The sequence below is a fragment of the Caulobacter sp. genome, assembly GCF_035254145.1.
In the GTDB taxonomy this organism is placed as follows: Bacteria; Pseudomonadota; Alphaproteobacteria; order Caulobacterales; family Caulobacteraceae; genus Caulobacter.
The window spans coordinates 1-19,667 of record NZ_DATFAV010000093.1 but is presented as its reverse complement, the minus strand read 5'-3'; the positions used below and the strand labels follow the sequence as shown (position 1 = coordinate 19,667).

Here is a 19,667-nt window from a genome sequence, read left to right as displayed (position 1 = left end):
GGCGTGCACCTCGAGGCCGAGGACCATTTCCCAGGGGCCGGTGCGGCCTTGGATCTGTTTGGATTCTTGCGTCATGGCCGTCTCTCTACATCAAGCGCCCTAGGCCGGAAAAGCTCTGGGACGCCGCGGCGGGCATCTTCTGCGCCTCAACGCCGGCAAGGCTTTGCGGCTGTTTTGAGTAAACGGCGCCGTTCGCTTTCCGATTTCCTTGAATAAGGCGGGATTGAGTCAAATCCGGCGCCATTGCGAGGCGAGGGAACCGCAGAGTTATCGCGTCGTTCATTTTCCCGAACAGCTCACATACGGAGGTAGAAATGCCCACCGCCTACACCGCCCGTCCTACGCTTAATTTCGACGCCCCGGAACCGACTGTCGCGACCGATCCGAATGCTTCAGCTCTTTTTCCGACCCAGCCGGTCTATGCTCGCACACCGAAGAAGAAGGCGTCGAACAACCTGCCTCTGCTGATCGGCGTCCCCGTCGTGGCCGTCGCGGCCGGCGCCCTGATCTGGGGCATGACCACCCAGCGCGCCGAAGCCCCGACCGACCCGCAGTCGCTGAAGGTCGCCGCCGCCGAAAGCCCGGCGTCGCTGACCGCGCCGCTGCCGCCTGAGACCTCGGCGACCCCGGCCCCGATCCCGCAGCCGACCGAGATCGCCTCGAACGAGGCGCCCGCCCCGGCTCCAGTCGCCCGATCGACCACGCCACGAGCCGCCGCGGCTCCGGCCCGTCGCGCCGCCCCGGTTCGCGAGACAGCGCCGGCCGCCGAGAACGCCTCGGCCAATGTCAGCGCCACCGTGCCGGCCACGCCGCCGACCGTGAGCGCCACACCCGCCCCGGCGGTCGCCGAACCGGCGCCGCTGGTCGTCCCGCCGCCGGCCGCGCCGGCGCCGGCCACCGACCCCAGTGCGCCGATGTAACCAGGGTCCCACACCCCGGAACGAAGAAGGGCGGCTCCACCGGAGCCGCCCTTTTCTAGATCACCACCACTTTTCGGCCTTGGCCTTGAAGCCCGCGGCCTTCTCGACCGCGCCTGCGACCGAGAACACCGTCCCCTCGTCGAGGGGCTTGCCGATGATCTGCAAGCCCAGCGGCAGGCCGTTGGCGTCGAGCCCGGCCGGCAAACTCAGGCCCGGCAGGCCCGCCAGGTTCGTCGTCACCGTGAAGACGTCGTTCAGGTACATGGCGATCGGGTCGCTCGAGTTCTCGCCCAGGCCGAACGCCGCCGACGGCGCGGTCGGGGTCAGGATCGCGTCGACCTTCTCCCACGCCTTGTCGAAGTCCTCGGCGATGCGGCGGCGCACCTTCAGGGCCTTCAGATAGTAGGCGTCGTAGTAGCCGTGCGAGAGCACATAGGTGCCGATCAGGATGCGGCGCTTGACCTCGTCGCCGAAGCCGGCGGCGCGGGTGTTCTCGTAGATCTCGGTCAGGGTCGCGCCGTCTTCCCGCAGGCCGTAGCGCATGCCGTCGTAGCGAGCCAGGTTCGAGGACGCCTCGGCGGGGGCCACGATGTAGTAGGCCGGCAGGGCGTACTTGGTGTGCGGCAGGCTGATGTCGACGATCTCGCAGCCGGCCTCCTTCAGCCAGGCGACCCCGTCCTGCCAGAGCTTCTCGATCTCGGCCGGCATGTTGTCGACCCGGTATTCCTTGGGGATACCGATGCGCAGGCCCTTCACCGACTTGCCGACGAACTGGGTGAAGTCCGGAACCGGCACGTCCAGGCTGGTCGAGTCCTTGGGGTCATGGCCCGCCATCGAGGTCAGCAGCAGGGCCGCGTCCTCGACGGTCTTGGCGATGGGCCCGGCCTGGTCCAGCGAGCTGGCGAAGGCCACGACGCCCCAGCGCGAGCAGCGGCCATAGGTCGGCTTGATGCCGACGGTGCCGGTGAAGGCAGCGGGCTGGCGGATCGAGCCGCCGGTGTCGGTGGCCGTGGCCCCCAGGCACAGGTCGGCGGCGACCGCCGCGGCCGAACCGCCGGACGAGCCGCCCGGGGTCAGGGCCTTGTTGCTGCCCTGGGCGCGCCAGGGGTTGGTCACCGGGCCGAAGTAGCTGGTCTCGTTCGACGAGCCCATGGCGAACTGGTCGAGGTTCAGCTTGCCCAGCATCACCGCGCCGTCGCGCCACAGCTGCTTGGTCACCGTCGACTCGTAGGTCGGGACGAAGTTTTCCAGGATCTTCGAGCAGGCCGTGGTGCGCACGCCTTCGGTGCAAAAGAGGTCCTTGACCCCCAGCGGCGCGCCTTCCAGCGGGCCGGCCTCGCCCAGCGCCCGGCGGGCGTCGGACTTGGCGGCCATGTCGAGCGCCTTTTCCGGCGTCTCCAGGATGTAGGCGTTCAGGCCACGCGCGGCCTCGACGGCCTCGACGTGGGCGCGGGTCAGTTCGACCGAGGTGAACTCGCGCTTGGCCAGGCCGTCGACGGCGGCCTTCAGGGTCAGCTTGGTGAGCGCGCTCATTATTCGACCACCTTCGGCACGACGAAGAAGTTGCCCACCGACTTGGGCGCGTTGCTGGTCACCTTGGCCGGATCGCCGCCCATGGTGACGACGTCCTCGCGCATCGGCAGGCCCGAGCCCACGACGCTGGTCAGGGGCTCGCAGCCCTCGGTGTCGACCTCGGCCAACTGCTCGATCCAGGCCATGATGCCGTTGAGCTCCTGGGCCAGGGCCTCGATGCGCTCCTCGGGTTCGGCGATGCGGGCGAGCCGGGCGACCTTCCGCACCGTGGCGGCGTCAATGGCCATGGGGATCTCCTGAATTTCGAACGCGTCGGTTACTAGGCCAGGGACAAGGTTTCAAGGACAGGTTTCAGGCCGCGCGGCTCCTGATAAAGAGAGCCATGCCCGTTCTCGACATCGAAGACTTCGCCGCCGCCCTGCCCCAGTACGCTCCGATCGTGGGCCTGGACCCCGGCGAGAAGACCATCGGCGTGGCCGTCTCGGACGTCACCCGCACCGTCGCCAGTCCTCTGGCGCTGATCGAGAAGACCAAGTTCACCAAGGACGCCGAGGCCCTGTTCAAGCTGATGGACAGCCGGGGCGCCATCGGCATCGTCGTCGGCCTGCCCATGAACATGGACGGGACCGAAGGCGTTCGCTGCCAGTCCAACCGCGCCCTGGCCCGCAACCTACTGCGCATCAAGCCCGACCTGCCTATCACCTTCTGGGACGAGCGCCTGTCGACGGCGGCGGTGACGCGGGTGCTGATCGACGAGCATGACGTGAACCGGAAAAGGCGAGCCGAGGTCGTGGACAAGATGGCGGCGGGCTGGATTCTGCAGGGCGCTCTGGAGCGGATGCGGGCTTTCTAGCTCCTCCCCCGTGACACGGGGGAGGTGTCGCGGAGCGACGGAGGGGGCGAGCTGGAGATCGGCCGTGTTGGCCCCCTCCGGCCCTCTGGGCCACCTCCCCCGCATCGCGGGGGAGGATCTTGGTCCGCGCGCTCCAGACACACCCCCGCCGCTTCACGCGGTTTCCCGCTGAAGGGATGGAAAGGGCTGCGGAGCGCCGGACGACGTCCGGAGTGTTGAGTTTGTAGGTACCGTTTCGACGAAGCCCGAGCGCTCCGCGCGATCGTTTTCCGCCAGCGTCCCGTCAGGTGGCCCTGTTCAGGCCTTACCGGGACCTGGGACCTCTCGTTTCCGAGAGACCCAGCGGTCGGAGAGGACGAGCCAATCCAGGCTAAGACACATCCCTTTGTCCCCAACCACGCCGACGACGGGCGGGTGAGCCCAGCAAGCCCAGCCCCGGACCGTCCGAGTATCCCCCTCGGACCTTCACCGCTCGATCGCCCCCCGCCGCCGCAATCGGTCGCTGGCCATGCGCCCTTTCCTCGCGACGAGGTGGGTAGAGAATACGGCAGATTTCTAAGCCGGGGATAAGTTCGCCCGAACGCTCGTAACGATCCCTCTCTCTTTGAGAGAGGGAGGGGCCCATGCGCAGCATGGGAGGGTGAGAGGTTTCACCCTCTCCGGACAAGGCACATACGAACAAGCCGCTGAAATGGCCGAGAATTCTCGACCAGCCTCGTAACCACTCACCCTCCCGCGCCTGACGGCGCGGGCCCCTCCCTCTCTCGAAGAGAGAGGGACTCCGCTCCCCGTCCTCCACAGAGCGTTTGCGCCCTTCGCTTCCCTTCCCCGTCAAACCCGCCTATGACGCGGGCTCATGACGGCTTCAGCCCATGACCCCGCCCGCGCGGCCATCGATGCGATCCGCGCGCGCGTCTTCGCCTTCCCCAAACGCCATTTCCTGTCCGCCGGCGACCTGAACGCGCCACAGGCGACCGACCTGCTGGATCTGGCCGAGGCCTTCGTCGCCTTTAACCGACAGACCTCCAAGAGCCTGGACCTGCTGCACGGCCGGACGCTGATGAACCTGTTCTTCGAGAACAGCACGCGAACCCAGAGCTCGTTCGAACTCGCCGGCAAGCGGCTGGGCGCCGACGTCGTCAACATGAACCCCAAGACCTCGTCGGTGGCCAAGGGCGAGACCCTGATCGACACGGCCGTGACGCTGAACGCCATGCGGCCCGACCTGCTGGTGGTTCGCCACGCCTCGTCCGGCGCGGCGTCCCTGCTCAGCCAGAAGGTCAGCGGCCACGTCGTCAACGCCGGCGACGGTCAGCACGAGCATCCGACCCAGGCCCTGCTGGACGCTCTTTCGATCCGCCGCGCCTTCGGCCGCGTCTCGGGCCTGACGGTGGCGATCTGCGGCGACGTGCTGCACAGCCGCGTGGCCCGCTCGAACGTTTCCCTGCTGCATACCCTGGGCGCCAGCGTGCGCCTGGTCGGTCCGCCCACCCTGATGCCGGCCCAGGCCGAGCGCTGGGGCGTCACCGTCCACCACGACATGAAGTCGGGCCTGGCCGGCGCCGACGTCGTGATGATGCTGCGCCTGCAGCTGGAGCGGATGCAGGGCGCCTTCGTGCCCTCGACCCGCGAATACTTCCGCTTCTACGGCCTTGATCGCGAAAAGCTTTCCCGCGCCGCGCCGGGCGCCAAGGTCATGCATCCGGGACCGATGAACCGAGGCGTCGAGATCGACTCGGACGTCGCCGACGATCCGGCCGTCAGCCTGATCCAGGACCAGGTCGAGATGGGCGTCGCCGCCCGCATGGCGGTGCTGACCAGCCTCGCGGCGCGGATCGAGGAGGCGGGACGATGAAGCGCCCCGCGTCCTTCGAGGCTCGCCTCCGGCTCGCACCTCAGGATGAGGTTGTCAGCAGCAGAATTCCTCATCCTGAGGCGCCCGCGCAGCGGGCCTCGAAGGACGCAGAGCGCCTGACCGAGACCCAAGCATGACCTCGACCCAACCCCTCGCCCTCGTCAACGCTCGCCTGGTCGATCCGGAAAGCGGCTATGACGGCCCCGGCGGCGTCATCGTCTCGGAAGGCGTCATCGCCGATGTCGCCAAGGGCCGCGAGTTCGGCAAGCTCTCCAAGGCCGTGCGGGTCGTCGACTGCGGCGGCGCCCTGCTGGCGCCCGGCCTGATCGACCTGCGGGTGCGCACCGGCGAGCCCGGGGCCGAGACCAAGGAGACCCTGGCCTCGGCGGCCAAGGCCGCGGCGGCCGGCGGCGTGACCTCGTTCGTCGTGCAGCCCGATACGTCGCCGGCGATCGACGATCCCAGCGTCGTCGACTTCATCCTGCGCCGGGCGCGCGACATCGACAGCGCCCGCATCCTGGTGGCCGGCGCGGCGACCAAGGGCCTGGCCGGCGACCAGATGGCCGAGATCGGCCTGATGCGCGAGGCCGGCTGCGTCTATGTCACCGATGGCGACCGGCCGATCGTCGACAGCAAGGTCATGCAGCGCGTCCTGACCTATGCGAAGGGCTTCGACGCCCTCCTGGCCCACCGTCCGATGGACCCCTGGCTGGCCAAGGGCGGCGCGGCCACCGGCGGCGAGTTCGCCGGCCGCCTGGGCCTGCCTTCGATCTCGCCGATGGCCGAGCGGATCATGCTGGAGCGCGACGTCGCCCTGCTGGAGGCCACCGGCGGCCGGCTGCTGGTCGACCAGATCACCTCGGCCCAAGCGTTGGAGACGCTTCAGCGCGCCAAGAAAAAAGGTCTGCGGATCAACGCCTCGGTGTCGATCAACCATCTGTCGTTCAACGAGCTGGACATCGGCGACTACCGCACCTTCGCCAAGCTCTCTCCGCCCCTGCGCGGCGAGGACGACCGCCAGGCCCTGATCGAGGCGCTGGCCAGCGGCCTGATCGACATCGTCGTCTCGGCCCACAACCCCGCCCCCGCCGAGGACAAGCGCCTGCCGTTCGACGAGGCCGCGCCCGGCGCCGTGGGGCTGGAGACCCTGCTGCCAGCCCTGCTGTCGCTGTATCACGACGAGCGCATCGCCCTTGTCGACCTGATCCGCGCGGTCACCCTGGCCCCGGCCGAGCTCTTGGGCCTGCGCGGCGGCCGCATCGCGCCGGGCGCGCCGGCGGATCTTGTGCTGTGCGACATCGACGCCCCGATCATCGTCGACGCCGCGCGCCTGCTGTCGAAGTCCAAGAACTCGCCGTTCGATGGCCGCAGGCTGCAGGGCCAGGTGTTGATGACGGTGGTCGACGGCCGGGTGGCGCACCGGGCCGAGGGCTAGCGCCTCCGGGTCATCACGGCGAAGGCCGCGGCGGTGGCCGCTCCCACCGTCGCGCCGGCGACCAGTCCTCCGACCGCGCTCAGCGCCCAGACCGGTCCCGCGATCCCGCCCGATACGGTGAGGTAGGCCGCCCAGCGCCTAGGCCTGGACGCCGCCGGCCGACTTTGCCCGAAGGCCGAACCGCTTTAAACCATGGCTCACACGGCGCGCTTGAGTCCGCGCGAAACTCTCTTTAAGGTAGAAAACGTGGAAAGCCTCGCCCCTGCCGTTTATCTGACCCTCGCGATCACCGTTGTCGGCGGGTACCTGCTGGGCTCGATTCCGTTCGGCCTGATCGCCACGCGCCTGGGCGGCGCCGGCGACATCCGCCAGATCGGTTCGGGCAATATCGGCGCGACCAACGTGCTGCGCTCGGGCCGCAAGGACCTGGCCCTGATCACCCTTCTGGGCGATGCGGGCAAGGGGGTGGCCGCGGTGCTGCTGGCCCGCTACCTGACCCACGGGAATCCCGCCGTGATCGCCTTGGCGGGCGGCGCGGCGTTCCTGGGCCACCTGTTCCCGGTGTGGCTGAAGTTCAAGGGCGGCAAGGGCGTGGCCACCTTCTACGGCGTGCTGCTCAGCGCCTGCTGGCCGGTGGGCGTGCTGGCGGCCATCACCTGGCTGGCCATGGCCGCCCTGTTCCGCGTCAGCTCGCTGGCGGCCCTGACCGCCGCCGTCCTGGCCGGTCCCTTCGCCATCGCCACCGACCAGCCCCGACCGATGCTGGGCCTGGCGATCTTCATGGCCATCCTGATCCTGATCCGCCACCGCGAGAACATCGCGCGCCTGCTGAAGGGCGAGGAGCCGAAGATCGGCAAGAAGAAGCCGGCCGAGACGACCACGTCCGAGGCGCCGTGATCTCCGGCCGGCTCTCGGACATCCAGCGCCTGGCCTGGCTTCGCCTGGCGCGCACCGAGACGGTCGGCCCCGTCGCCTTCGACCACCTGCTGGCCCGCTACGGCACGCCCGAGCGGGCCCTGTCGGCCCTGCCCGACCTTTCCCGCAAGGGCGGCCGCGCCGTACCGCTGGCCCTGCCGCCGCGCGAGGCGATCGAGCGCGAGCTGGAGGCCGGCGCCAAGCTGGGCGCCCGCCTGTTGTGCGGCCGCGAGCCGGACTTTCCGCCCCGCCTGGCCGCCCTGGATCCGCCGCCGCCGGTGCTATGGGCCTTGGGCCGCGCCGAGCTTCTCTCCGAACCCAGCATCGCCATCGTCGGCGCCCGCATCGCCTCGGCCGCCGGCCAGCGCTTCGCCCGCAAGCTCGCCACCGACCTGGGAACCGCCGGCTACGTCGTCGTCTCGGGCATGGCGCGCGGCGTCGACGGCGCGGCGCACGAGGGCTCCATCACCACCGGCGCGGTCGCCGTGCTGGGCGGCGGGGTCGGCGACATCTATCCGCCCGAGCACGACAAGCTGCACGCGCGCCTGGCCGCCGAGGGCTGCGTCGTCTCCGAGAGCGCGCCCGACCGCCGCGCCCAGGCCAAGGACTTCCCGCGCCGTAACCGGATCATCTCGGGCCTGTCGCTGGGCGTGGTGGTGGTCGAGGCCGAGCTGAAGTCCGGCTCGCTGATCACCGCGCGCCTGGCCGCCGAGCAGGGCCGCGACGTCTTCGCCGTGCCCGGCTCGCCGCTCGACCCGCGCTCGAAGGGCACGAACGACCTGATCCGCCAGGGCGCGATCCTCTGCGAAGGCGCCGAGGACGTGCTGCGCTCGCTGGCCGGCCAGAGCCACCTGCGCGAGCGCGAACGCCCCTACGAGGCCGAGCCGCCGGCGGACCTCGACCACGACGCCCTGCGCGAGCGGATCGCCGCTCTCCTGTCGCCCACGCCGGTTTCCCGCGACGACCTCGTCCGCGCCGCCGCCGCCCCGACCTCGGCGGTGATGGCGGCCCTGGTCGAACTCAGCTTGGCCGGACGCGCCGAACTGCTGGACGGCGGCATGGCGGCGGGGCTCTAGCCGCCCCGCCGCGCGCCCTTGGCGAACAGCAGGTCGGACCAGCGCCAGCGGCCGCCGCCCAGGGCGAACCTGGCCGCGCCGGGACCGTCGTTGAGGGCGATGACCACCAGGCCCCGCATTGGCTCGGCCCGGCAGGCGGCGGGGGCGAAGGCGACCTCCATCATGATCATCTCGCGCAGGCCCGAGAGGCCGTCGCCCTCCTCGCCGTCGGTGCGCACCCAGTCGCCGCTCCAGACCAGGGGGGCGCGGCCGGCGCCAACAGTGGCGGCGTGGGCGCGCATCAGCGAGGCTCGGGCGCGGGGGTTCTTGCGCAGCCCCTCCTGCAGCAGGCGGACCATGTCGCAGCCCGCCCCGCCGCCGCCTCCGCCTGAACCCGAGCCGGCCGTGGCCGCCCCCATCAGCTCGGCCTCGCCCAAACCCATGACCCGGCTCGGCGCGGGCTTGGAACTGGCCGCAAGGGGCGTCACATCCTTCGGGATCGGCGCCTTGGTCACGCGCAGGGGCGAGCGCGGCGCGGACCGGGCCTTCTCCTTGGGTTTCTCCGGCGACGGGGGCTTCTTCGGCGCCTTCACCGGCGACTTGGGGGCGTCGTGCGGCGCGGGCGGCGGCGGAGGCGGCGGAGGGGGCGGAGGGGGCGGCGGAGGGTCGATCAGGGACACCATGACCGACGGCGGTTCGGGGGCCGGCGGCGTCACGTGAGTCGCGAACAGCACCACCGCCGCGCCGACATGCGCCGCCAGGCTCACGACCAGGGCCACGCCCTTCCCGCCGCGTCGTCTCCAGTGCGCCATCTGCTCGCCACGCCACGGGCCGATGCGCCGGCCCAGGCCTCTGTGGACCACGGGTACAAGTCAGGAAGTGGGCGAATGGCCGAGCTTGGACCGGCCGAGCAGCGCCCCTAGAGCCTATACTTAGAGCGCGTTCGAGCGGCTTAACCGCTCACACTGAAACCTAACGCGTTCTAGACGCTGAGGTCCACCAACAACCCCGTCCCCGCGGCCGGCGCGGCGCGCACGGCCTGCTTCAGCCGATCGGCGATCTCCGCGCGTTCGGCGTTCGAGGTCACGGGCTTGATCGGCCGGATCGGCGAGACATAAGCCTCGGTGGCGATCCGATTGACGGTCATGTCCATCGGTCAGCAGTCACAAATCTAGGCAATGAGCCTCGCACAACGGTCTTAACAAGCGCCTACCAGGCATGGAAAGCGGGGCCGTTCGGCAGAGCCCGCGTTGACAGACCTCCAGGCGAGCCCCACTTTCCCGGCGCTCGCCTCCAGGGCGATCCGCTTTCCAACCCAGAGTCAGAATGAACGTCGTCGTCGTCGAGAGCCCGGCCAAGGCCAAGACCATCAACAAGTACCTCGGGTCCGACTACACGGTTCTCGCCTCGTACGGTCACATCCGTGACCTGCCGTCCAAGGACGGCTCGGTGGAGCCCGACAACGACTTCGCCATGAGCTGGGAGGTCGACGCCAAGGCTTCCAAGCGGGTCAGCGACATCGTCGACGCCCTGAAGAAGGCCGACCGCCTGATCCTGGCCACCGACCCGGATCGCGAGGGCGAGGCGATCAGCTGGCACGTGCTGGAAGTCCTGAACAAGAAGAAGGCGCTGAAGGACAAGGCCGTCCAGCGCGTCACCTTCAACGCCATCACCAAGACGTCCGTGCTGGAGGCCATGGCCAATCCGCGCGACGTCGACATGGAGCTGGTCGAGGCCTATCTGGCCCGCCGCGCCCTCGACTATCTCGTCGGCTTCACCCTGTCGCCGGTGCTGTGGCGCAAGCTGCCGGGCAGCCGCTCGGCCGGCCGCGTGCAGTCGGTCTGCCTGCGCCTGATCGTCGACCGCGAGATCGAGATCGAGCGCTTCAAGACCCAGGAATACTGGACCGTCGACGCCGACGTCTCGGCCGGCGCCGATCCGTTCCTGGCCCGCCTGGTCAAGCACGAGGGCAAGAAACTCACCAAGTTCGACCTCGGAAACGAGGCCTCGGCCCTGGCCGCCAAGGCCGCCGTGGCCAGCGCCGTGTTCAAGGTCGCCGCCGTCGAGAAGAAGCCCGGCAAGCGCTCGCCCGCCCCGCCCTTCACCACCTCGACCCTGCAGCAGGAAGCCGCCCGCAAGCTGGGCTTCAGCGCCCAGCGGACCATGCAAGCGGCCCAGAAGCTGTACGAGGGCGTCGACATCGGCGGCGAGACCGTCGGTCTGATCACCTACATGCGGACCGACGGCGTGTCGGTCGAGCCCGAGGGCATCGCCGAGGCGCGCAGCGTGATCGGCAAGGTGTACGGCGATAATTACGTCCCCGAGACCCCGCGCTACTACAAGGCCAAGGCCAAGAACGCCCAGGAGGCCCACGAAGCCATCCGCCCGACCAGCCTGAACCGCAATCCCGGCTCGCTGCGCCTGGAGTCGGACCTGGGCCGCCTGTACGAGCTGATCTGGAAGCGGATGATCGCCTCCCAGATGGAAAGCGCCCGCATCGAACGCACCACGGTCGACCTGGAAAGCGCCGACGGCAAGACCGGCATGCGCGCCACCGGCCAGGTCGTGCTCTTCCCCGGCTATCTGGCCGTCTACGAAGAGGGGCGCGACGACGAGGAGGGCGAAGACAGCGCCCGCCTGCCGGTGATCGAGGAAGGCGCCTCGGCCAAGGTCATCGAGGCCCGCGCCGACCAGCACTTCACCGAACCGCCCCCGCGCTATTCGGAAGCCAGCCTGGTCAAGAAGATGGAAGAGCTGGGGATCGGCCGTCCGTCGACCTACGCCTCGGTCCTGACCGTGCTGCGCGACCGCGAATACGTGAAGATGGAGAAGCAGCGCTTCGTCCCCGAGGACAAGGGCCGCCTGGTCACCGCGTTCCTGGAGCAGTTCTTCAAGCGCTATGTCGAGTACGACTTCACCGCCGCGCTCGAGGAGCAGCTGGACCTGGTGTCGGACGGCAAGCTGGACTGGAAACAGTTCCTGCGCGACTTCTGGAAGGACTTCCACGCCGCCGTCGGCGAGATCGCCGAGCTGCGCACCACCAACGTGCTCGACGCGCTGAACGAGGCCCTGGGCCCGCACATCTTCCCCGACAAGGGCGACGGCTCCAACCCGCGCTTGTGCCCGACCTGCGGCACGGGCCAGCTGTCGCTGAAGACCGGCAAGTTCGGGGCCTTCATCGGCTGCTCGAACTATCCCGAGTGCCGCTACACCCGCCAACTGGGCGTCAGCGAGGGCGAAGGCGAGGCCGAGAGCGCCGACAAGGAGCTGGGCGTCAATCCCGCGACCGATCGCGCCGTGTGGCTGAAGAACGGCCGCTTTGGCCCCTACGTCGAGGAACTGGCGGCCGAGGGCGAAAAGCCCAAGCGCTCATCCCTGCCCAAGGGCTGGATCGCCTCGGCCATGGACTTGGAGAAGGCCCTGCGCCTGCTCTCGCTGCCGCGCGAGGTGGGCAAGCACCCGGACGACGGCAAGGTCATCACCGCCGGCCTCGGGCGCTTCGGACCGTTCGTGCTGCACGATGGCACCTACGCCAATCTGGAGAACCCCGACGAGGTGTTCGACGTCGGCCTTAACCGCGCCGTCGCCATCCTGGCCGACAAGCGGGCCGGCGGCGGGCGTCCGCAGCGCGGCGCGGCGGCGGCCCTGGCCGAGCTGGGCAATCACCCCGAGGACGGCAAGCCGGTGCGCGTGCTGTCCGGCCGCTTTGGCCCCTACATCAAGCACGGCGACACCAACGCCAACGTGCCCAAGGGCAAGGATCCGGCGTCCATCACCATGGACGAGGCCGTGGCCTTGATCGCCGAACGCGCCGCCAAGGGCGGCGGCAAGAAGCCAGCCAAGAAGGCCGCGCCGAAGAAGGCGACCGCCAAGGCCGAGGGCGACGCTCCGGCCAAGAAGACCGCCGCGAAAAAGCCGGCGGCCAAGAAACCGGCCGCCAAGAAAGCCGCGCCCAAGGGCTCGAAGGCCAAGGTCACCGCCGACGACGGCTCCGCGCCTTGGGATGATGAGGCCTAGAACGCATCGAGATCCAGCCAACCCGGCGCCTCAAAGCCGCTCATCCCCGCGAAACGGGGACCCAAGCGGCCTTTCAGATCGTGGCTGGCCTTGAAATTCGATCCGCGGACTCAGCTTAGGTCCCCGCCTTCGCGGGGATGAGCGATGTGTGTGCAGGGGGCCAGTCTGTTCAGGCTCTTGGGAGGGGAGTAGGGTTCGATCATGACGACGCTGGAACGTCCCCTGCCCCTGCATGTCGTGGTGTCCGCGCTGGTGCTGTGCTGCGTGGCCGGCTTCGCCATGGGTCTGACCAACGCCATGAAGATCGACCGAGGCGGGTCCGAGGTCTCCAAGCAGCCGCTGGCCGAGGTCTCGGGCGTGCCGGTCAAGGACGCCGCGCCCGCCCTCGCCTATGAACCACCGCCGGTCGAGGCCCCCAAGCCGAAAGCCGTCGAGGTCGAGACGGTGGAGCAGGAAGCCCCCGCCCCTGTCATCGAGGCCCCGCCGGCCGCCGCCGCGCCCGCGCCGGAAGCGGCTCCGAAGCCGACCGAGCCCCAGGTGCCAAAGTCGATCGAGGACCTGTACTAGGGCTTTCTTCCTCCCCATTAGGGGGAGGTGGATCGATGCGGATACGCATCGAGACGGAGGGGGTCGCGAAGCGGTGGTGAGGTCGCCGCCCAACAAGACCCCTCCACCGGCGTTCGCCGGTTCCCCTCCCCTGATGGGGGAGGAAGGTTTCTCTTAAGACCTCCGCCTCCTCGCGTTTCCCTAAGTCTCCCGAACGCGTTAAGGCAGGACATGGCCAAACCTCGTCCGCCCCACGGCTCCAAGACCAAGACCTTCAAGCCTCGCCCCGCAGCCGGCCTGCCGGACCGCGAGACGCTGCTGGCGTTCCTGCGCGACGCCGGCGAGACGGGAAAGGCCGACATCGCTCGCCACTTTGGCCTCAAAGGCGCCGACCGCCGGGCCCTGCGCGAGATGATCCGCGAGCTTGAGGCGCAAGGCGCGCTGGCCAAGCGCGGCCGCAAGGGCTTCGCCGAGGCCGGATCGCTGCCGCCCGTGGGCGTGGCCGACGTGGTCGAGCGCGACGGCGACGGCGAGCTCTACGTCAAGCTGACCAAGTCCGACGACGACGCGCCCAACGTCCGCCTGGCTCCCGGCAAGGGCGAGGCCGCCGCTGGCGCTCCGGCGCTCGGCGACCGCCTGCTGGTCCGCTTCGAGCGCCTGGAGACCGGCGAGTTCGAGGCCAGGCTGATCAAGCGCCTGGGCCAGAGCGCCCACAAGATCCTGGGCGTGATCCGCAAGCACCGCCGCGAGATCCGCGTCGAGCCGGTCGATCGCAAGTCCAAGGAAAGCCTGATCCTCGACCCCAGCGTCGCCCACGACCTGAAGGACGGCGATCTGGTCGTCGCCCAGGTCGGCACGCACGGCGGCCGCTACGGCCCCAAGCCCGGCAAGGTGCTGGAGGTGGTCGGGACCGCGAACGATCCCCGCGCCGCCTCGCTGATCGCCATCCACAGCCACGGCATCCCGACCGGCTTCTCCGAGGAGGCCGAGCGCGAGGCCAAGGCGGCCGTCGAACCCACCCTGTCGGGGCGCGACGACCTGCGCGACCTCCCCTTCGTGACCATCGACCCGGTGGACGCTCGCGACCACGACGACGCCGTCTACGCCCATCCCGATCCGGAGGCGACGAACGTGGGCGGCTGGGTGGTCTGGGTGGCCATCGCCGACGTCGCCGCCTATGTGCGTCCCGGCTCGGCCCTGGACCGCGACGCCCGCGAGAAGGGCAACAGCGTCTACTTCCCCGATCGGGTCGAGCCGATGCTGCCCGAGACCCTGTCGAACGGCCTGTGCAGCCTGCGCGAGGGCGAGAACCGCGCCACCCTGGCGGTGCGGATGGTGTTCGACAAATCGGGCCGCAAGAAGGGCCACAAGTTCGTGCGCGGCCTGATGCGCTCGGCCGCCAAGCTCTCCTACGAGCAGGCCCAGGCCGCGATCGATGGCCAGCCGGACGACAAGACGGGGCCGCTGCTGGACCCGATCCTCAAGCCCCTGTGGGCCGCCTATCACACCATGCGGATCGGCCGCGAGGCCCGCTCGCCGCTCGCCATCGAGAGCGATGAGCGCCGGATCATCATCCGCGACGGCGAGATCGCCTCGATCACCAAGCGCGCCAGCCTGGAAGCCCACAAGCTGATCGAGGAGATGATGGTGCAGGCCAATGTCTGCGCCGCCGAGAGCCTGGAGGCCAAGCGCTCGCCCCTGATCTACCGGGTGCACGACACGCCCAGCCTGGAGAAGGTGCAGAACCTCGCCGACTTCCTGCAGACGCTGGAGATCCGCTGGAGCAAGGGCGAGGCCCCGCAGACCGCGCGGTTCAACAAGCTGCTGGACGAGACGCGCGAGAGCCCCAACGCGGCGATCATCAACGAGGTGGTCCTGCGCACCCAGATGCAGGCCCACTATAGCAGCGACAACATCGGCCACTTCGGCCTGAACCTGGCCAAGTACGCCCACTTCACCAGCCCGATCCGCCGCTACGCCGACCTGATCGTCCATCGGGGCCTGATCCGGGCCCTGGGGCTAGGGACGGACGGCCTGACCGACCAGGACATCGCCCAGATCAAGGACACGGCCGAGGTCATCACCCACGCCGAGCGCCGGGCCATGGCGGCCGAGCGCGACGCCACCGACCGCTACATCGCCGCCTTCCTGGCCGACCGCGTGGGCGCGACCTTCGAGGGCCGGATCACCGGCGTTACGCGCTTTGGCCTGTTCATCAAGCTGACCGACACCGGGGCCGACGGCCTCGTGCCGGTCTCGACCCTGGGGCAGGAATTCTTCGTCCACGATGACCGGATGCACGCCCTGGTCGGCGAGCGGACCGGCAAGCGCTGGCCCCTGGGCATGGGGGTCGAGGTCAAGCTGGTCGAGGCCACCCCGGTGACCGGCGGCCTGCTGTTCGAGATGCTGAGCGAGCCCCTGGCGCCCGATCCGAAGGCGCCCCGCCCGCGCCTTGGCGCGCGTCGTCAGGCCGCGGTGAAGCCGCGTGGGGGTTTGCCCAAGGGCGTCCGACGCGGAAAGCGGCGGTAAAATCCTCCCCCTAGCGGAGGAGGTGGTCGCGAAGCGACCGGAGGGGGAAGTTCACCGCCCCCGCCAGGCCAATTTCCCTCTCCGTCGACTTCGTCGACACCTCTCCCTTCAGGGAGAGGATTTTGGTGCTAAACCCCGCCCATGCGCGCCGAGATCGAACCCTTCCACGCCATCGCCATCAGCCGCCTGGCCCATCAGCTGAAGATGGAGGGCCGGTCGATCATCCACATGGAGTTCGGCCAGCCCTCGACCGGCGCCCCCAGCAAGGCGATCGCCAAGGCCCACGAGATCCTCGACAGCGAGGCCATGGGCTATTGGGAAAGTCCGTTGCTGCGCCAGCGCATCGCCGAGCGCTACCAGGCGCTCTACGGCGCCCAGGTCGAGCCGGAGCGGATCGTCCTGACCTGCGGCGCCTCGCCGGCCCTGGTGCTGGCGCTGTCCAGCGTGTTCGAGCCCGGCGACCGCATCGCCATCGCCAGGCCCGGCTATGTCGCCTATCGCAACAGCATCAAGGCTCTGCACCTGACGCCGGTCGAGATCGCCTGCGGCCCGGAGGACCGCTTCCAACTGACGGCCAAGCATCTGGCCGAGCTGGAGCCCGCTCCCGCCGGCGTCATCGTCGCCAGCCCCGCCAATCCGACCGGCACGATCATCGCGCCCGAGGAGCTGGAAGCCATCGCCAGGGTCTGCCGCGAGCGCGGCGTCCGGATCATCAGCGACGAGATCTATCACGGCCTCAGCTACACCGGCCGCACGCCCTCGATGCTGGAGTTCGCGCCCGACGCCCTGATCGTCAACAGCTTCAGCAAGTACTTCAGCATGGCCGGCTGGCGGCTGGGCTGGCTGCTGACGCCCAAGGGCGAGGACCTGGAGCGGGCGCGGGCCTATGTCGGCAACCTGTTCCTGACCGCCCCGTCCCTGTCCCAGCACGCGGGTCTGGCGGCCATGGACTGCATCGACGAGCTGGAAGGCCATATCGACGTCTATCGCGCCAATCGTGAGCTGATGCTGGAAGCCCTGCCAGGCCTAGGCCTGCGCAAGATCGCCCCGCCGGACGGCGCCTTCTACATCTGGGCGGACATCGGCCATCTGACCGACGACTCGCTGAGCTTCTGCAAGCAGCTCCTGAAGGACACCGGCGTCTGCACCGCGCCGGGCGTCGATTTCGATCCCGTGGAGGGAAATCGCTTCATCCGCTTCAGCTTCGCGGTGTCCACGGCCGAGGTCGAGGAGGCGCTGCGGCGGATCACGCCGTGGTTCGCGGCGCGGGCGGCAAATTAGAAAATCCTCCCCCCAGCGGGGGAGGTGTCGGTGCAGCCGACGGAGGGGGAAGAGACCGAGCCAGGACTTGTTCCCCCTCCGGCGCTTCGCGCCACCTCCCCCGCTGGGGGGAGGATTTGTTTCCCTACTTCTTCTCCAGATAGTCCAGCGCCATGAAGACCTCGGCTTTCACGCCGGTCTCGAACGCCGCTTCATCGACATCGAAGAACGGCGAGTGATTGGCCGGGGCCGTGGCGGCCGGCACGTCGGCCTTGCGGCCTCCCAACTGGACGAACACGGCCGGAACCTTCTCGGCGTACAGCGAGAAGTCCTCGGCCCCGGTGACCAGAGCGGCGTTGTCGTCGACCTTGCCGGGCGAGGCCTTCTCCAAGCTCGACTTGACCCACTTGCTGAGCGCGGGGTCGTTGTAGGTCACCGGATAGGGCTGGCTGAACACCGCTTCGGCCTTGGCGCCGTAGCGGTCGCCGATGCTGGCCACGGCCTTCTGCGCCTTGGCGATCAGATCGTCGTGACGGGCCTTGGAGAAGGTGCGCATGGTCCCCTCCATCTTCAGGTCCTCGGGGATGATGTTCTGGCGCATACCCATGTTGATCACCGCGATGGTCAGCACCGAGGGCGAGGCGCCGACGTCGACCTGGCGGGCGGCGATCTGGTTCATGGCCTGGATGATGTCGGCGGCCACGCTGGCCATGTCGACCCCGGCCCAGGGCCGCGCCCCGTGGGTCTGCTTGCCCTTCACCGTGATCGTGATCCGGTCGGACGAGGCGTAGAAGCCCTCCGGCCGGTAGTTCAGCAGGTGCGCGTCGGCCGGGCCGATATGCACCCCGAAGATCGCGTCGACCTTGGGATTATCGAGCGCCCCGTCGCGGATCATCAGCTTGGCGCCGCCCTCCTCGCCGGCCTGGGGCCCCTCCTCGGCCGGCTGGAAGACGAAGACGACCGTGCCTTTAATGTCCTTCTTCATGCCGGCCAGCACGGTGGCGGCGCCCAGCAGCATGGCCACGTGGGTGTCGTGGCCGCAGGCGTGCATGACCGGCACGGTCCGCCCCTCCCAGGTCGCCGTGGCCTTGGAGGCGAACGGCAGGCCGGTCTTCTCCTCGACCGGCAGGGCGTCCATGTCGGCGCGCAGGGCCACGACCTTGCCGGGCTTGCCGCCGCGCAGGATCCCGACCACGCCCGTCTTGCCGACGTTCTCGCGGACCTCCAGCCCCAGGGCCTTCAGTTCCTTGGCGATCAGGGCCGAGGTGCGGACCTCCTGATTGCCCAATTCGGGATGCTCGTGGATGTCGCGCCGCCAGGCGATCACCTTGGGCTGCACGGCCTTTGCCGCGGCGGCCACTTGCGCCTGGGAGGGCGCGGCGAGCGCCTGAGACCAAGGGGCCGCGCCAAAAGCCAGGCCGGCGGCCAGCGCCAGCGTCGAAATCCGTCCAAGCATGTGGAGCCCCTCTGACAACGGCGCGAGCTTGGGACGCGTCGTGAAGGGGGGTCAAGCCTGAGCCGCCTCTCCCCCTCCAAAACCCCGCCTGCCTCGCCCTCGTGGCGAGGACCCATGCATCGGCTGGACCGGGCTAGGACAGGACTCGCCGCTAGCGTGGACATCCGCCCGAGAACGCCGAGGCGGCTGAACGCTGGGTCCTAGGCACGAGGCCTAGGAAGGCGGAATAGTGTGAGCGAGGGGAATGGCGCTTGACCCAACGTCCGCCTTCCCAGCCCGCGCAATCGGTCTAACCTCAACCGCATGAGTCTGCCGCCGATCGACGCGAAATTCGATACGATCAACGACGGCGCCGTGCGCGAGACCGGCGCGGCGCTGAAGCCCAAGCACGCGGCCACGCTGATCATCGTGCGCACCGACGGGCCAAAGCCGCGCCTGTTGATGGGACGCCGAAACGGGGGCCACGCCTTCATGCCCGACAAGTGGGTGTTCCCGGGCGGGCGGGTCGACCGCACCGACTACGACGCCCCCAGCGCCAGCGAACTGGAGCCCGAGGTCGCCCAGCGCCTGGGCCAGGAACCTCGCCACACCCGGCCCGCGCGTCTGGCCCGCGCCCTGGCCCTGGCCGCCGTGCGCGAGACCTTCGAGGAGACCGGCCTGCTGCTGGCCAAGGCAGCGCCCGAGCGCCCGGGCGTGGGTCCGTGGCGGCCGTTCCTGGCTCAGGGCGCCCTGCCCGACCTGGCGCCGCTCAGCTTCGTGGCCCGCGCCATCACCCCGCCCTATCGCCCGCGCCGCTTCGACGCCCGCTTCTTCATGGCCCCGGCCGAGGCCCTGCTGTCCCTGGACCGCCGCCCCGACTGCGGCGAGCTGGACGAAATCGCCTGGGTGGATTTCGACGAAGCCATGGCCCTGGACCTGCCCAACATCACCCGTTTCGTGGTCCACGAAATCGGCCAGAGGCTGGCCGAGACTGGACGGCCGGCGCCCTTCATGCGCTTCCTGAACGGCAAGCGCCATCTGACCCATCTTTAGGGTCGCTTCTCGGAGGAGGCTCGCGTGATCGGCTCGATCCTGGCCCTGGCCCTGGCCGCGACGCCGCCCGCGCCGCCGTCCGAGATCGACAAGCTGGCCTTCATGGCGGGGTGCTGGACCCTGACCTGGCCCAACGGCACGAAAATCGAGGAGCAGTGGCTGGCCCCGGCCGGCGGGACGATGCTGGGCATGAGCCGCAGCGTCCGCGACGGCAAGCTGCGCGAGTACGAGTTCATGCGCATCGTCCCGGCCGCCGACGGC

Annotated in this window: 18 protein-coding genes and 1 pseudogene; 14 read left to right on the top strand and 5 right to left on the bottom strand. The window is 69.5% G+C overall.

Annotated features, from left to right (window positions below; translation table 11 throughout):
• Positions 1-314: 314 nt before the first annotated feature.
• Positions 315-920, top strand: a complete 606-nt coding sequence (locus tag VJ655_RS05390) for a hypothetical protein (RefSeq protein ID WP_324110038.1) — start codon at positions 315-317, stop codon at positions 918-920.
• 60 nt (positions 921-980) lie between these two features.
• Here the strand turns inward: VJ655_RS05390 and gatA are convergent, their stop codons facing one another.
• Positions 981-2,453 carry an Asp-tRNA(Asn)/Glu-tRNA(Gln) amidotransferase subunit GatA gene (gatA, locus tag VJ655_RS05385; RefSeq protein ID WP_324110037.1) on the bottom strand — a complete coding sequence of 491 codons (1,473 nt, stop codon included), beginning with the start codon at positions 2,451-2,453 and terminating at the stop codon, positions 981-983.
• On the bottom strand, positions 2,453-2,740 hold the full coding sequence (gatC, locus tag VJ655_RS05380; RefSeq protein ID WP_324110036.1) for an Asp-tRNA(Asn)/Glu-tRNA(Gln) amidotransferase subunit GatC: 288 nt from the start codon (positions 2,738-2,740) through the stop codon (positions 2,453-2,455). The genes gatA and gatC overlap by 1 nt, the downstream gene beginning before the upstream one ends.
• A 95-nt stretch (positions 2,741-2,835) precedes the next feature.
• Here gatC and ruvX point away from each other — a divergent pair, with 95 nt between their 5' ends.
• From ruvX to dprA, 7 genes and pseudogenes are all read left to right on the top strand, one after another.
• Positions 2,836-3,306, top strand: a complete 471-nt coding sequence (gene ruvX, locus VJ655_RS05375; RefSeq protein ID WP_324110035.1) for a Holliday junction resolvase RuvX — start codon at positions 2,836-2,838, stop codon at positions 3,304-3,306.
• Positions 3,307-3,482: 176 nt separating this feature from the next.
• Positions 3,483-3,845 (top strand): annotated as a pseudogene (locus VJ655_RS05370) (hypothetical protein).
• 317 nt (positions 3,846-4,162) lie between these two features.
• Entirely contained in the window at positions 4,163-5,161 is a 999-nt protein-coding gene (locus tag VJ655_RS05365) for an aspartate carbamoyltransferase catalytic subunit (protein WP_324110034.1), read from the top strand.
• Positions 5,158-5,298, top strand: a complete 141-nt coding sequence (locus VJ655_RS05360; RefSeq protein WP_324110033.1) for a hypothetical protein — start codon at positions 5,158-5,160, stop codon at positions 5,296-5,298. Before VJ655_RS05365 ends, VJ655_RS05360 begins: the two co-directional genes overlap by 4 nt.
• Complete coding sequence (gene pyrC, locus VJ655_RS05355) at positions 5,295-6,596, top strand: dihydroorotase (protein WP_324110032.1); 1,302 nt, start codon at positions 5,295-5,297, stop codon at positions 6,594-6,596. The genes VJ655_RS05360 and pyrC overlap by 4 nt, the downstream gene beginning before the upstream one ends.
• Before the next feature lie 246 nt (positions 6,597-6,842).
• Entirely contained in the window at positions 6,843-7,493 is a 651-nt protein-coding gene (gene plsY / locus VJ655_RS05350; RefSeq protein ID WP_324110031.1) for a glycerol-3-phosphate 1-O-acyltransferase PlsY, read from the top strand.
• Positions 7,490-8,587, top strand: a complete 1,098-nt coding sequence (gene dprA / locus VJ655_RS05345) for a DNA-processing protein DprA (protein WP_324110030.1) — start codon at positions 7,490-7,492, stop codon at positions 8,585-8,587. The genes plsY and dprA overlap by 4 nt, the downstream gene beginning before the upstream one ends.
• Here the strand turns inward: dprA and VJ655_RS05340 are convergent.
• Both VJ655_RS05340 and VJ655_RS05335 read right to left on the bottom strand, forming a co-directional pair.
• Positions 8,584-9,378 (bottom strand): hypothetical protein, encoded by a 795-nt coding sequence (locus VJ655_RS05340; RefSeq protein WP_324110040.1) that lies wholly within the window; start codon positions 9,376-9,378, stop codon positions 8,584-8,586. The genes dprA and VJ655_RS05340 overlap by 4 nt on opposite strands.
• A 170-nt stretch (positions 9,379-9,548) precedes the next feature.
• On the bottom strand, positions 9,549-9,719 hold the full coding sequence (locus VJ655_RS05335; RefSeq protein WP_324110029.1) for a hypothetical protein: 171 nt from the start codon (positions 9,717-9,719) through the stop codon (positions 9,549-9,551).
• A 173-nt stretch (positions 9,720-9,892) separates the two neighbouring features.
• Between VJ655_RS05335 and topA the strand changes: the two genes are divergently transcribed.
• From topA to VJ655_RS05315, 4 genes are all read left to right on the top strand, one after another.
• Positions 9,893-12,583 (top strand): type I DNA topoisomerase, encoded by a 2,691-nt coding sequence (gene topA, locus VJ655_RS05330; RefSeq protein WP_324110028.1) that lies wholly within the window; start codon positions 9,893-9,895, stop codon positions 12,581-12,583.
• Between the two features lie 201 nt (positions 12,584-12,784).
• Positions 12,785-13,150 carry a hypothetical protein gene (locus VJ655_RS05325; RefSeq protein WP_324110027.1) on the top strand — a complete coding sequence of 122 codons (366 nt, stop codon included), beginning with the start codon at positions 12,785-12,787 and terminating at the stop codon, positions 13,148-13,150.
• A 210-nt stretch (positions 13,151-13,360) separates the two neighbouring features.
• Complete coding sequence (rnr, locus tag VJ655_RS05320; RefSeq protein ID WP_324110026.1) at positions 13,361-15,658, top strand: ribonuclease R; 2,298 nt, start codon at positions 13,361-13,363, stop codon at positions 15,656-15,658.
• Between the two features lie 141 nt (positions 15,659-15,799).
• The gene (locus VJ655_RS05315; protein ID WP_324110025.1) at positions 15,800-16,939 is read left to right on the top strand and encodes a pyridoxal phosphate-dependent aminotransferase; all 1,140 of its coding nucleotides are present in this window, start codon (positions 15,800-15,802) and stop codon (positions 16,937-16,939) included.
• Between the two features lie 124 nt (positions 16,940-17,063).
• On the opposite strand, the gene VJ655_RS05310 is transcribed toward VJ655_RS05315, so the two are convergent.
• Complete coding sequence (locus tag VJ655_RS05310; RefSeq protein ID WP_324110024.1) at positions 17,064-18,374, bottom strand: amidohydrolase; 1,311 nt, start codon at positions 18,372-18,374, stop codon at positions 17,064-17,066.
• 303 nt (positions 18,375-18,677) lie between these two features.
• Between VJ655_RS05310 and VJ655_RS05305 the strand changes: the two genes are divergently transcribed.
• Positions 18,678-19,406: an NUDIX hydrolase gene (locus tag VJ655_RS05305; RefSeq protein WP_324110023.1), complete on the top strand. Its 729-nt coding sequence runs from the start codon at positions 18,678-18,680 to the stop codon at positions 19,404-19,406.
• Positions 19,407-19,442: 36 nt separating this feature from the next.
• The coding region (locus VJ655_RS05300) for a DUF6265 family protein (RefSeq protein WP_324110039.1) at positions 19,443-19,667 on the top strand (225 nt) is incomplete at its 3' end.